Annotated in this window: 10 protein-coding genes and 1 tRNA gene; 2 read left to right on the plus strand and 9 right to left on the minus strand. The window is 44.7% G+C overall.

All coding sequences use genetic code 11. The features are described from left to right. The 4 genes from AB6E30_RS17955 to fabB form a co-directional block, all read right to left on the minus strand. Positions 1-3,102: FimV/HubP family polar landmark protein (locus tag AB6E30_RS17955; protein ID WP_372104707.1), on the minus strand; the 3,102-nt coding region annotated here is incomplete at its 3' end. 207 nt (positions 3,103-3,309) lie between these two features. Continuing rightward, the gene (locus AB6E30_RS17960; RefSeq protein WP_017062350.1) at positions 3,310-4,323 is read right to left on the minus strand and encodes an aspartate-semialdehyde dehydrogenase; all 1,014 of its coding nucleotides are present in this window, start codon (positions 4,321-4,323) and stop codon (positions 3,310-3,312) included. 12 nt (positions 4,324-4,335) lie between these two features. After that, entirely contained in the window at positions 4,336-5,469 is a 1,134-nt protein-coding gene (locus AB6E30_RS17965) for a 4-phosphoerythronate dehydrogenase (RefSeq protein WP_372104710.1), read from the minus strand. A gap of 485 nt (positions 5,470-5,954) precedes the next feature. Then, positions 5,955-7,181 (minus strand): beta-ketoacyl-ACP synthase I, encoded by a 1,227-nt coding sequence (fabB, locus tag AB6E30_RS17970; protein ID WP_017070308.1) that lies wholly within the window; start codon positions 7,179-7,181, stop codon positions 5,955-5,957. 128 nt (positions 7,182-7,309) lie between these two features. Here fabB and mnmC point away from each other — a divergent pair, with 128 nt between their 5' ends. Further along, entirely contained in the window at positions 7,310-9,388 is a 2,079-nt protein-coding gene (gene mnmC, locus AB6E30_RS17975; RefSeq protein WP_206360671.1) for a bifunctional tRNA (5-methylaminomethyl-2-thiouridine)(34)-methyltransferase MnmD/FAD-dependent 5-carboxymethylaminomethyl-2-thiouridine(34) oxidoreductase MnmC, read from the plus strand. Positions 9,389-9,538: 150 nt separating this feature from the next. Here the strand turns inward: mnmC and AB6E30_RS17980 are convergent, their stop codons facing one another. The 3 genes from AB6E30_RS17980 to AB6E30_RS17990 form a co-directional block, all read right to left on the minus strand. After that, a complete protein-coding gene (locus AB6E30_RS17980; protein WP_372104712.1) occupies positions 9,539-10,060 on the minus strand; it encodes an NADPH-dependent FMN reductase in 522 nt (173 codons plus the stop codon). Positions 10,061-10,236: 176 nt separating this feature from the next. Further along, a complete protein-coding gene (locus AB6E30_RS17985; RefSeq protein ID WP_372099958.1) occupies positions 10,237-10,500 on the minus strand; it encodes a YfcL family protein in 264 nt (87 codons plus the stop codon). A 9-nt stretch (positions 10,501-10,509) separates the two neighbouring features. Further along, positions 10,510-11,040, minus strand: coding sequence for an elongation factor P hydroxylase (locus AB6E30_RS17990; RefSeq protein ID WP_372104731.1), 531 nt, complete (start codon positions 11,038-11,040; stop codon positions 10,510-10,512). Between the two features lie 299 nt (positions 11,041-11,339). Here AB6E30_RS17990 and AB6E30_RS17995 point away from each other — a divergent pair, with 299 nt between their 5' ends. Further along, positions 11,340-11,963, plus strand: a complete 624-nt coding sequence (locus AB6E30_RS17995) for a trimeric intracellular cation channel family protein (protein WP_017062358.1) — start codon at positions 11,340-11,342, stop codon at positions 11,961-11,963. 150 nt (positions 11,964-12,113) lie between these two features. Here the strand turns inward: AB6E30_RS17995 and aroC are convergent, their stop codons facing one another. Together aroC and AB6E30_RS18005 are read right to left on the minus strand one after the other, a co-directional pair. Beyond that, positions 12,114-13,199, minus strand: a complete 1,086-nt coding sequence (aroC, locus tag AB6E30_RS18000) for a chorismate synthase (protein ID WP_017062360.1) — start codon at positions 13,197-13,199, stop codon at positions 12,114-12,116. A 269-nt stretch (positions 13,200-13,468) separates the two neighbouring features. Further along, positions 13,469-13,545, minus strand: a tRNA-Arg gene (locus AB6E30_RS18005). Positions 13,546-13,699 lie beyond the last annotated feature (154 nt).

The following is a 13,699-nucleotide window of genomic DNA, read 5'->3' on the forward strand; positions in this document are numbered from 1 at the left end:
CTCTGGCTCTGGCTCTGGCTCTGGCTCTGGCTCTGGCTCTGGCTCTGGCTCTGGCAAGGATTCAACGACATCTTCAAGCTGATCGCTACCTTGGATTTTCGGTTCAAAGTCAAAATCAGAGTCAATGTTCGCTGGCGACTCTACATCGTCGATGGCTTCAGCTAACCAGTCTTCAACCGTTTCTTCTTCATCTTCAGAGATATCGTTCAAAGACGATGGCGAAGCTTGCTCTTGTACGTCGGCTTCTTTCGGCTCTGGTTCTTGTTGTGCGGTTTCTTCTTTAACTCGCTCTTCAAAATCTGGTTTGTCAAAATCAGAATTCTCAGATAACAGCGAGTCGATATCCAGTTCATCATCTTCAACCGATGATGCGGTTTCTTGCGCTGATACTTCGTCGCTGTCTAAAAGAGACGCTTGCTCTGGTTCAACCGTATTGTCAATTGATGGTTCAACAGGCTCTTCTATTGCTGGCAACAAATCATTGTCATCAGAAGTCATTAACTCATCAATCAACGCTTCGTCTGTTGTTTCTAGCGAGTCATCAAGCAAAGCATCCGTTGCCGGTGCGACACCGAACAAATCATCGATAAAACCATCACGATTAAAGGCTTCATCATTTTCTGGCTTAATGTCAGAACTTTCTTGAGTCATTTCAGAATCTAACGATTCATCAGTAACGACTTCAGGTTGTGGTGTTTCACTAATGTCCGGATCTTGCTCAGGCTCACCTTCAGAGGTTAACGGAGTAAGCTCAACGTCTGAGTCCTTTTCAGGCTCCTCATTGGCGTTGTCCAAACCAAAGGCTGCGTCTAACTCTTTATCAAACGTCTTATCTTCAGATTCAAGCTCGTCTTCAATGCCACTTGTCAGTAAGTCATCAAATGGGTCTAGAGATTCTGATTTTGATGCATCCGCTAAAAGCTCATCATCTGACAATTCACTATCAAGGAAATCATCCAATAAGTCGGTACTTTCGGCGTCGAGTTCGAAATCATCCTCGTCAGAGTCACCTATTAATTCATCCAAGGTTTCCGTGCTGTCTTCTGCGATGTTGAGGTCATCATCGGTCGATAAACCAGAAAGCTCTTCAAGCTCAGACAGAGAATCAAAGCCAAGAGGTTCGCTTTCAGACTCATCATCCGAATCGTCCCCTAGCATCTCATCAAGAAGGTCTGTCGAGTTACTTAGGTCTACGTCATCGCCTGCCAGTTGCTCATCAAGCAGATCAACGCTGTCTTGAGGTTCTTCATTTACGATGGGCTTATCGAACTGAGACAGAATGTTTTCGATATCATCATCAGACGCCAAACCACTGTTTAGGTTAGTGGCAATCTCATCGTCGCTATCGAGGTTGAAAGGGTCATTCGCTTGATCGTTCTGAGCAGCAACTTGGGCAAAGATGTCATCAATATCATCATTCGCTGTCGGTGAAGCTGGCTCAGGGGACTGTTGTTCAGAGATTAGAGCATCAATATCAAAATCGTCATTGCTTAAATCAACAGGCTTAGTCTCACTTTGTTGCTCAGAGATAAGCGCATCGATGTCAAAATCATCGCTTGCTGGTGTTTCAGTGCTAGAAGGCGAATCACTTTGCTCTTCCGAAATCAGAGCATCAATATCGAAGCTATCATCATCTTCGTCATCAAGAGCAAACAGATCATCTAATAAAGATTGGTCTAGCTCGTTGGAACCGAGATCTTCAGTTTCAGACTCTTGAGATAGTAAAGCTTCAATGTCATCAGCAGACATTGCGTTATCATCAGAAAGATCAAAGTCGACATCATCAGTATCGACGGCGCTTTCCGCTGTTTTGTCTAGCGCACGTTCCATCTCTTCAAGGCCAAGCGCTTTCTCTTCGCCATTAACACTAATGCCGTTGCTGCTGTCTAAATCTAGATCGTCGAAGTTGGTGTCTAAATCACCGTTTTCGCCAATGCTAGCAAATGGGTCATCGTCTTCACCATCTAGATTGAAATCGAGATCAGATTCATCTAAACCAGCAAAGACATCATCCTCTTCGGCTAGCGCTTGATCGTCAAACAGCTTGTTGGCGTCATCTTCCGTACCAAACAAGTCATCATCTAAAGACAGCTCGTTAAGGTCGTCCATCTCGTCGCCCAATGTAATAGGTGCAACGGTACTTGGTTCTGGCTGGAGCGGTTGTTCTTGAGTCGTCTGCTGTTGCTCATCATTTTTAGAACGACGGCCTAACAGCATCACAACGATCAAACCAATGAGCAGACCTGGAATAATCGCAAGAGCCGCCACTAACCAACCATTCGATAACAGTTCGTCCATGACACTTGGTGCCATCTTTTCAATTTCGGCGTTCTTTCTGCGCTCTTCATCAAGCAGCTTTTCCACTTCGCTACGAATGCGGTCTTCATCACTGAGCTCTGTTTTTAGCTCATCCACTTCCGATTGAACATTCGATAACATCAAACGAAGTTGGTGATTTTTCTCTTCAAGTGACAGCAGTTCAGTTTCTGAAAGCTCTAGCTGCTTCTCTAACTTGTTCATCTCTTGGGTTGGTGCAGATTGAGCTAGAGATGATTGAGTTGGAGACAATGGCTTTTTAGCAGTTTCAGTAGTGCTTACTTGCTTAGCAGGAGTAACATTTTTTGCATCAGAACTCGGCGCTTTGGGTTTTGAAGCGACAGGCTTACTTGCAGGAGCATCAAGCTTAGCAAGATGTGAGTTCATGATGTTGATAGCTTGCTGCGTCGAGCTTGCACGTGCTTGCTCTAAAGAAGGCACGCGTAGATTGCTCGCAGGCAGCAGGCTATGGATATTCTGGTTTTCAAACGCTTGTGGGTTTAAGCGATAAATAGCCAACAGAGTTTGTTGGACTGAAACGGAGTTATCAGGGCGTAACTTTGAGGCAATAGACCACAATGTTTCTGAGCCGCGAGTTGGACCATAGAAACGTGAAGGCTCAGCGCTATTTGATTGCGCTCTTTGAAGTGGTTCTGAAAACGTAGGCGCTGATTGTATCTGGCCATTAGGCCCTACAACTCGAATGGAATCTGCACGAACAACGGAAATCTGAGTCGCAATGATAAAGGCAAAAGGCATTAACCACGGCTTGAAAATTTGAAACATAAAAGGCTCAGCTAGGTGCTTAAATTCGGAAAAGTGATGATCTATTAAATATATCGGATAAATGACGTAAAACTATAGAGATGAAAACAAAAAATGTGTTGCAGCAACAATATTCGCAGCAATTTCACACAATTTGACTAACAATATTTTTAATCGATTAAAAAAGCCCCACTAAAGAGTGAGGCTTTTTTATCAAAGCAATAAAGCTTAGAAGTAATCGCGAATCAGAACTTCAGCGATTTGAACTGCGTTTGTTGCTGCGCCTTTACGAACGTTATCAGCGACAACCCACATGTTTACGCCACTGTGATGGCTGATGTCGTTACGAATACGACCAACCATTACGTGGTCTTTACCACCTGCATCACGAACTTGAGTTGGGAAGTCTAGCGCTTGGAATACTTCAACACCTTCTGTGTTCTCTAGAAGCTGAACCACTTGCTCTGCACCGATTGGTGCGCGAGTTTCAATGTGTAGAGATTCTGCGTGACCGTAAAATACTGGTACGCGGACACAAGTCGGGTTCACTGTGATTGAAGAGTCAGCAAAGATTTTTTGAGTTTCCCAAACCATCTTCATCTCTTCACGCGTGTAGCCGTTCTCTGTAAATTCATCGATTTGAGGAATACAGTTGAAAGCGATTTGTTGTGAGAACGCTGAGTTTTCAGCTGGCATACCGTTAAGAAGCTTAGCCGTTTGACCCGCTAGCTCATCGATACCTGGCTTACCTGCACCAGACACAGATTGGTAAGTTGAAACGTTAATACGCTCAAGGCCCACTTCATCGTGAATTGGTTTTAGCGCTACTACCATTTGGATAGTCGAGCAGTTAGGGTTCGCGATGATGTTACGGTTACGGAACTCAGCAATCGCTTCAGGGTTCACTTCAGGCACAACCAGAGGAACATCGTATTCGTAACGGAAGCGTGATGTGTTATCGATGACAACCACACCTTCATCAGCCGCAATTGGAGCCCAACGCTCTGAAAGCTCGCTACCTGCAGAGAAAAACGCAATATGTACTTGAGACCAATCGAAGTCTTCTACGTTTTGTACTTGTATTGTTTTGCCGTTAAAACGGGAAGTTTTGCCTTCACTACGTTCACTTGCTAGTAAGTGCATTTCACCGACAGGGAATTTACGCTCTTTAAGTACTTCAAGAATGGTTTCACCAACCGCACCAGTCGCACCTAAAATAGCAATATTAAATTCTTGGCTCATTGTTTCTCTCTTTTATAAAGTTGGCTTTACCATAAAACCGAGTTTAGATAACGGCGTTAAATTACAAGATTCGTCGCCCGTTAACTCGACTGCACTGTACTCTCTGCGGTCCCAATATTCTTTACGCATCTTGTCAAAAGAACCCGGCGTAACGATATTGCGACGGAATAAGGCGTCGTCTTTGCGCACATCATAGATCAACTGAGTCAAATTGTGCAGTGTTGCTTCATCCCAAGCTCTATCTAATTTCATTTGAGGTACAGGCGCTGTCGGCAATAATTCGCTTGCATACGCACGCTGTTCAGTACCTAAAAATTCACAATAACTGTTGAAGATCATCGTGGTACCACGCGCTTTACCTTCTAAACCGTAGCCCGCTACGTGAGGCGTTGCAAAAGCGAGTAACGGAAGAAGCTCAAAGTCGACTTCAGGTTCAAACTCAAACACATCAAGCACTGCAGTGAAACCATCGGCTTTTTGCAGGCGAGCTTTTAGCGCTTGGTTATCAACCACAGGACCGCGAGCTGCATTAATCAGGATTTGATCAGCACGTAAGTTGTTCAGCACTTGCTCACTGATCAAGTGATGCGTTGGATACTCACCCGTCTTAGTGATTGGCGTGTGTAATGTAATAACGTCTGATTGTTCAAGCAAAGTCTCTAACTCAGTAAATTCGCGAGTATCACCCTCTTGCTGTTTTAGAGGGTCGTTCAGCAGAACTTTGATACCAATACCTTCAAGGCACTTCGCTAAGTAACTGCCCACTTGACCACAGCCGATAATACCAACCGTTTTATCAAAAACAGAAAAGCCTTGCTGTTGCGCAAGCACCATCATCGCACTGAATGCGTACTCAGCAACACCCACCTTGTTACAACCAGGTGCCGCAGTAAAGAAAATGCCACGCTCTTTCATCAACTCTTGGTCAACGTGATCCATGCCAGCCGTCGCAGTACCAACAAACTTCAGCTTATTGGCTTTGCTGATCAATGACTCGTTTACCTTGGTAACAGAGCGAATCATCAATGCGTCTACGTCAACTAGGTCGTCAGCAGTAAGTGTGCGACCAGACTTCATTGTCACTTCCCCTAGCTGGCTAAAAAGCGCTTCAGCGTAAGGCATATTTTCGTCGATTAAGATTTTCATTTGGCGAGTACTTTTGTTGGGGTCTATCGACCTAAATGTGAATTGAAATGATTGTGCAAAATTCCACACACGGTGTCGAGTAGCAATTGGAATACATTATAAATAAAGGGCTGAATCACCTAACCTTGGCAGACAAGAACCGAAACCAGAGTGAACACCCAAGATCAAACGGCTAAAACGAAAAATGCCCGATTGAATAAACAATCGGGCAAACATCCAGAACAAAAGGATCCTATCTCGCTCTCCAGGAGACAGAGTCTTGCGTCTGTTCAACCAGTACTAACCAAAGTCAGTACTGGTCAAGCTCTGGAAACCTTTCAATCTCTAAACCCAGATTTAAAAACTATGTTCAAAAAACACGTTTACCAACCTGCGTCTAAAAACTTTGTTCTGATGGTCATTATTACTGGGTGACCTGTGCGTGTTGAATCGGCACTAGCGCAACCCTTTAACGATTAACCTTGTCTCTGTAACTCAAGCTTAAGTTAAGCTTGGTACTTTTTGATTACTAGCGTTGCGTTCGTACCGCCGAAACCAAAACTGTTAGACATAACTGTAGTTAGCTCTTGATCACGAGCTTCAGTTACGATGTCTAGGCCAGCAGCAGCTTCGTCTAGGTTCGAAACGTTAATGCTTGGAGCGATAAAGCCGTTATCTAGCATTAGCGTTGAGTAAATAGCTTCGTGTACGCCAGCAGCACCTAGAGCGTGACCTGTCATCGCTTTAGTTGCAGAAATTGCTGGGCTGTTGCCACCGCCATTACCTTGAGAGAAAACTTCTTGGATAGCGCCTAGCTCTTTAACGTCGCCAACTGGAGTTGAAGTACCGTGAGTGTTCACGTAATCAACGCCATCAACGTTTTGCATCGCCATCTTCATACAACGAACCGCACCTTCACCAGAAGGAGCAACCATGTCGTAGCCATCTGAAGTTGCGCCGTAGCCTACGATTTCACCGTAGATTTTTGCGCCACGAGCAACAGCGTGCTCAAGTTCTTCGATAACTAACATGCCGCCGCCACCAGAGATAACGAAACCATCACGGTCTGCATCGTAGGTACGAGAAGCCAGCTCTGGCGTGTCGTTGTACTTAGTAGAAAGTGCGCCCATTGCGTCGAACATCATAGTCAGAGACCAATCCAGTTCTTCACCGCCACCAGCGAATACAACGTCTTGCTTACCAAGTTGGATAAGCTCCATTGCGTGACCAATACAGTGTGCAGATGTCGCACATGCAGAGCTCATAGAGTAGTTCACACCACGGATTTTGAAAGGAGTTGCTAGACAAGCAGAAACCGTAGAAGCCATTGTACGTGGAACCATGTATGGACCAACGCGCTTCACGCCTTTCTCACGGATGATGTCTACCGCGTTTACTTGGTTTAGAGATGAAGCACCACCTGAACCCGCAACGATACCCGTGCGGTCATTAGATACTTGATCTTCAGTTAAGCCAGAATCAGCAATTGCTTGCTCCATTGAAAGATAAGCGAATGCCGCTGCATCACCCATAAAGCGCATTTTTTTGCGATCGATATGGTCAGCAGGGTTCATTTTTAGGTTACCCCATACTTGAGAGCGCAAGCCATTTTCCTTGAACTGCTCTGAAGCGGTAATACCAGATTTACCCTCTTTCAGTGATGCTAAAACTTCTTCGACGTTGTTACCGATACTTGAAACAATACCCATACCGGTGATTACGACTCGTTTCATGTGACATTCCTATAATTCTAAATTCAGCTAGATGATAACTAAGAAGCCTAACAAAAGTGGTCAGCTTTCCTAGAAATTCGTACAATCCCTACCAACATATCGCTTCAAATCACAAAATGATAGATTTTATGACTTCAATTACTAATGCAGAACTGGAATGGAATGAGTCTGGCACGCCAGTTTCAGACCAATTTGACGACGTTTACTTCTCCAATGTTAACGGTTTAGAAGAAACTCGCTACGTCTTTTTAAAGCAAAACCACCTTCCAGAGCGTTGGCTTGAACATGAACAACGCCGCTTTGTGATTGCTGAAACCGGCTTTGGCACAGGTTTGAACTTTCTTGCAGTTTGGCAATGGTTCGATGCTTTTCTTAAAGATAACCCACAAGCGATGACCAAAGAGTTACATTTCATCAGTTTTGAAAAATATCCTTTAAATAAAGAGGATCTCATCAAAGCACACCAATCGTGGCCAGAATTAGCCGAGTATGCGACGCAACTCCAAGAACACTACCCTATTGCTCTACCTGAATGTCACCGCATTGTGCTGGGCGACGGTGCAATCACGCTTGATTTGTGGTTTGGCGATATTAAAGATTGCATGCCCAACGTACCAACCCCGCGTGAAGGTTTGGTTGATGCTTGGTTCTTAGACGGTTTTGCTCCGAGCAAGAACCCAGAGATGTGGAATCAAAACCTATTCAACGGCATGGCTAAGCTCGCTAAGCAAGATTGTAGCTGCGCCACCTTCACCGCTGCTGGCTTTGTTCGCCGTGGCTTAATTGAAGCTGGCTTTGAAATGAAAAAGGTCAAAGGCTTTGGTACTAAGCGAGAAATGATCGCCGGCCGACTTGGCGAAAAGCACGCTCACACCAACATCAAACCTTGGTATGGCCTCGCTCAACACACTGAATCCCAAGACATTGCGATCATTGGTGGTGGTGTCGCCAGTGCTGCATTAGCCAAAACGCTAAGCCGTCGTGGTAAAAACATCACCCTTTATTGTGAACATCCACAAGCTGCGGGCAATGCCTCAGGTAACAACCAAGGTGCGATTTACCCGCTATTAAGCGAAGCGACCTCGAACGTGTCTCGCGTGTTTGGCCCGGGATTACTGTTTGCTCGTCAATTTATTAATCAAGCGGCTCAGTCTATTCAATTTGATCACAGTTGGTGTGGCGTGAACATCTTGATGTGGGATCAAGGCTCCACTAAAAAGCTCAACCGCATGTTGGAAGGCAACTTCCACACCGACCTGATTCAGCGTTTATCGCCAGAGCAAGCCAACGAAAAGATTGGCTTACCCGTCGATAAAGAGAGTGTTTACTTTCCGCTGGGTGGTTGGCTAAGCCCTCTGCAACTGACTCAAGGCTTGATTAGCAAGTTAGAAGAGAACAACCAAGTAAGCGCGCACTATCAACATCAAGTAACGCAACTTGAGTGGCTCGAAGCTGAACAACAATGGATACTGACGATGGATACACCTCAAGGTGAGATTCAAACCAAGCACGACCAAGTAGTTGTCGCAAACGGACACAAGTTCACTCAGTTTGAACAAACTCAGCCAGTACCACTGACTCCGGTTAAAGGCCAAGTGAGCCATATTCCGACCACGGAAAATCTCAGCCAGCTAAAAACCGTGTTGTGCTTTGATGGCTATTTGACGCCACAGAACCCCAACAATGGTCATCACTGTATTGGTGCGAACTACGACAAAACCAATATCGACCAAGAATTTGATATTGAGGTTCAGCAGCACAATGGCGAGCGCCTACATGGGTCACTACCAGACCAAGCATGGACAAAAGATGTCGATACCAGTGACAACTTAGCGCGCCAAGGTATCCGAAGCGTAAGCCGTGACCACCTTCCGTTTGTCGGAAACGTTGGTGACTTTGAAGCCATTAAGGAGCAGTACCAAGATCTCCACAACTTCAACCCGCAGCGTGACTCGGTTGAGGATGTAGAAACGGTAACAAGCTTCCCTAACCTTTATTGCTTTATCGGACTGGGTTCACGTGGTTTGAGCTCTGCACCATTATTGGCTGAAGTATTAGCATCACAGATCTGTGGCGATCCGCTGCCCTTGCCTGTTGATGTGCTTGAGGCGATTCACCCAAGTCGAATGTGGGTACGCAGACTGCGTAAAGGTAAGGCATTAACGGCTGGATGGGTTGCTGACAAGCATTCTAAATCAAAGCCGTAGTTTCTAGTTCAGCTATTTTGAACATCTGAAATTTCTGAATATCTGAAACTAATAAGTTAAAAGCTAAAAAGCCCTACGTGACTAAGTTAAGTCGCTCGGGCTTTTTGTTATTCGTGTTGATCTAAACTGATGTTCTAAATGGAGCAGTATTTACAGCTTAGCAACCGCGTCTTTAATCTGTAGAGCAATCTCTTCGTTGCTGATAGAGCCCGACTCAAAATCAAAGTTATCGTAGAAACTTGGTACTGAAACTGACGCTTGCACGTTGCCACCGAAGTAAGGTGCAGAACCTGTCGCTGCACCAAGTACCGTTTGTGCGCCACCAGGGCCCGGTGAAGTCGCTAGGTAAACCGCCGGCTTCTCGCCAAACACTGAACGCTCAATACGTGTCGCCCAGTCAAATAGGTTTTTATACGCTGCTGGGTAGTGACCATTGTGTTCTGCGAACGAAATAACAAACGCATCAGCTTCAGTTAGGTCGCGCAAGAATGCTTGAGCGCCTTCCGCTTGGCCAATCTCTTTTTCAGTGTCTTCACTGAACATAGGAACATTGTAATCGTTGATGTCTAGGACTTTAACTTCAGCACCTTCAATCAAGTTTGCTGCGTAAGTTGCTAGTGTTTTGTTGATTGAGGTAGAACTTGTGCTTGCGCCAAATGCGATAACTTTCATGATGTGACCTTTCTGTAATTCCGTTAAGTGGGATTAGAATAACGTAGTAAGAAAATGTAACCATCACAAGAAATGAACGGACTCATTCAAAAATTTCGAACGAGTCTCAAATAAACCAGTTCGCTCAGCAAAATGGGAAAGGAAGGGACTGAGCGGATAGTATTAATACATCGAGATTAAGCTTGGTTTTGTAGCTCAACCCAAAGGTCATTAACGATGGTGCGGTCTGCTGGTGTTAGTTCAGAGCGAGCGTCGTCTAGGCTCTGTTCAATACGAGCTTTTACTTCAGCCACATCTTCAATGCCTTCGTCTTCACATGAAGCCACTGAAAGAGAAATATGACCACGTAAGTAACCACCAGCAAACAGTTCATCGTCTGATGCGTTTTCAATGCGAGCATCAATTACTTCAAGTAGTTTTTCTTCAAATTCGATAATCATAATATTCTCTTATTTCACAATAAATTGGCTAGTACATAAAGGTTCTACATCGTAGAAGCTGCGTAATGCTTCAGAGAGCATTTTCACGCGAGGCGGAAAGCCTACTTCAAAGATACCCATAACTTCGCTATGTACTTTATTCATAAAGGCCAAACGATCTGGCTCAAAATCGCCGTGTAGATTGTCACAGCTGACATTAAAAGGAAAGCCTGCGCTCATCGCAATGATCCATTCATACGCTTGTGGGCGAATTTCTACTTTTTCAAACTCAGCTTGAACCGATTCCGTTCGACCGTCAGGTTCATACCAATAGCCAAAATCTTCCAGTAAACGACGCTCAGGCCCAGCAACGCACCAGTGTGCGATCTCATGGAGTGCAGAGGCGTAAAAGCCACGAGCAAATACGATACGGTGATGAGAAATCTGTTCATCGGCTGGCAGGTAAATAGGCTCGTCTGCACCCAGTTCGAGCTTGGTATTGTAGCTATCGAAAAAGGTTTGATTGAAAATATCGATGATGTCTGGGTATTGGTGCGTCATAAAATCAAATTTAAGTGAAAAGAACGGGGACATTTTGCGTTTTTTTCAGCGCTCGGTAAAGCCCTATCACGAGCAATGGCATTGGGTTGCCCCCAATACTTTACCGTGACAATCGATTGCTGATCCCAGATTACACTACTTTGAGGTGAATGATTAGTTTAGCTAATCTGAAAAGGCCATTCAAGGTACAAATATTCATTCGTCAATCAGCATTTTTACTACTACACTCGCGCTTCATTTTTATATCCCTATGGCCTATAAGACTCCAATTTATAGACCTATATTATAGAGCTACAGCAATGCTACTAAGTGTTTTGTATATCATTGGCATCACGGCAGAAGCCATGACCGGCGCTCTCAGTGCAGGCAAACAAAAAATGGATTGGTTTGGTGTAATGTTGGTTGCGAGCGCAACGGCAATTGGCGGCGGTACAGTACGCGATATCTTACTTGGCCATTACCCTTTAGGTTGGGTTGAAAACCCTCAGTATCTGGCCATCACCTGTATAGCAGGTGTTATTACAACCGGGTTGGCGAAATGGGTTATCAAGCTAAAAGGTTTGTTTATTCGCTTGGATGCCTTAGGCCTAATCGTATTCAGTATCATTGGTACCAAAGTAGCGATGACCATGGGTCTGCACCCGATGATTTGCATGGTATCGGCATTAGTGACAGGTGTCTTTGGTGGTTTGTTACGTGACCTTATCTGTCGTCAAACACCATTGGTGTTACATGAAGAGCTGTATGCCTCTGTCGCACTTGTCGCTTCAGGTTTGTACCTAGGTTTGCTTGAGCTTGGCATCAACGACGTCACGGCGACAATTGTGACGCTTGTAGTTGGTTACTTGCTGCGCATGGCGGCTGTAAGATTCAAATGGAGTTTGCCTTCGTTCCAGCTTGATCCTGAAAGTTCAGTGCATTAATGGATTAAGAGCCTTAAGCTGCTAGCTGTCTTTAATGACGATAGTCGCTAACCGGACGAATAATCCTGCTAATGTGAAAAAGGGTTACTTCATTACGAAGCAACCCTTTTTTGTTTCTACCAATTCTATTCTAAATAAAAAGAAGCAGAATTAGATTTGTGGTGTTTCAGTTGTCACACCAAAGTTTTGACCACGATGACGTAGCAAGTGGTCAAGCAACACGATAGCCAGCATCGCTTCAGCAATAGGTACCGCACGGATACCCACACATGGATCGTGACGACCTTTAGTGATTAGCTGCGTTGCTTCACCGTCTTTAGTGATCGTGTCACCAGGAACGGTAATGCTTGATGTTGGTTTAAGCGCAATGCTTGCCACAATATCTTGGCCAGTAGAGATACCACCTAAGATACCGCCAGCATGGTTGCTGCTGAAACCTTCCGGAGTTAATGGATCACGGTGTTCACTACCGCGTTGATTAACCACATCAAAGCCATCACCAATCTCAACACCTTTCACCGCATTGATGCTCATTAGAGCGTGCGCGATGTCAGCATCTAGACGATCAAAGATTGGCTCACCAAGGCCTACAGGCACTTTAGTTGCAACCACTTGAATCTTCGCACCGATCGAGTTGCCTTCTTTTAGCAAGTCACGAATCAGTTGGTCAAATTCCGGTACTTTGTCGGCATCTGGGCAGAAGAAAGCGTTGTTTTCAATCTCGTTCCAATCCACTTTATCAATTGAGATATCACCCATTTGAGAAAGGTAAGCTTGGATCTCAACACCAAATTCTTGTTTCAGGTATTTCTTCGCAATCGCACCTGCCGCTACACGCATAGCAGTTTCACGAGCTGAAGAGCGACCGCCGCCACGGTAATCACGTACACCGTACTTTTGATGGTAGGTATAGTCAGCATGGCCAGGACGGAATTTGTCTTTAATTTCGGAATAGTCTTTAGAGCGTTGGTCTGTATTTTCAATCAATAGACCAATAGAAGTGCCCGTAGTTTGGCCTTCAAATACACCTGATAAGATTTTCACTTCATCCGCTTCACGGCGAGCCGTTGTATAGCGAGAAGTACCAGGGCGACGACGATCCAAATCTCTTTGAAGGTCTGCTTCGGTAATTTCTAATCCTGGTGGGCACCCATCTACGATACATCCTAGTGCGATACCGTGACTTTCTCCGAACGTGGTCACGCGGAAATGTTGTCCGATACTGTTTCCTGCCATTGCTTCCTCTAAATCAGCCATCAATCAGAAGGTTTGATTCCTAAACCGACTGGCTAATAGCTTTACTTGTCTATTCTTCGTGAATTCATAGTGGCTTTATTACCAAATGATGTAAACCCCAAAAAACGAACAATTTTAACTTTCTATTACATAAGCCGAATGAAACGAATAACAGAAGAAAATGAGTCGCGCTTGAAAAGAAGTGTTTTATGATGTGTAAAATGCAAAAAACCCGACAACTCGGAGAGTTATCGGGTTTCTTTAAATAATGGCACGCCCTGAAGGATTCGAACCTTCGACCACCTCCTTAGAAGGGAGGTGCTCTATCCAGCTGAGCTAAGGGCGCGCTACAGGAACGAATTATACGAATTCGAATCAGTAAAGCAACGGCTTTATGTAACATTCTGATCTAAGTGGGTAAAAAAAGGCCAACAAACATATAAGTGTTGGAAAATAGACCAAAGCAAACGTTTGCTTGATGGTAATCAAAAAGATTTTCT

Source organism: Vibrio sp. 10N.247.311.12 (assembly GCF_041467515.1).
GTDB classification, from domain to species: domain Bacteria; phylum Pseudomonadota; class Gammaproteobacteria; order Enterobacterales; family Vibrionaceae; genus Vibrio; species Vibrio crassostreae_C.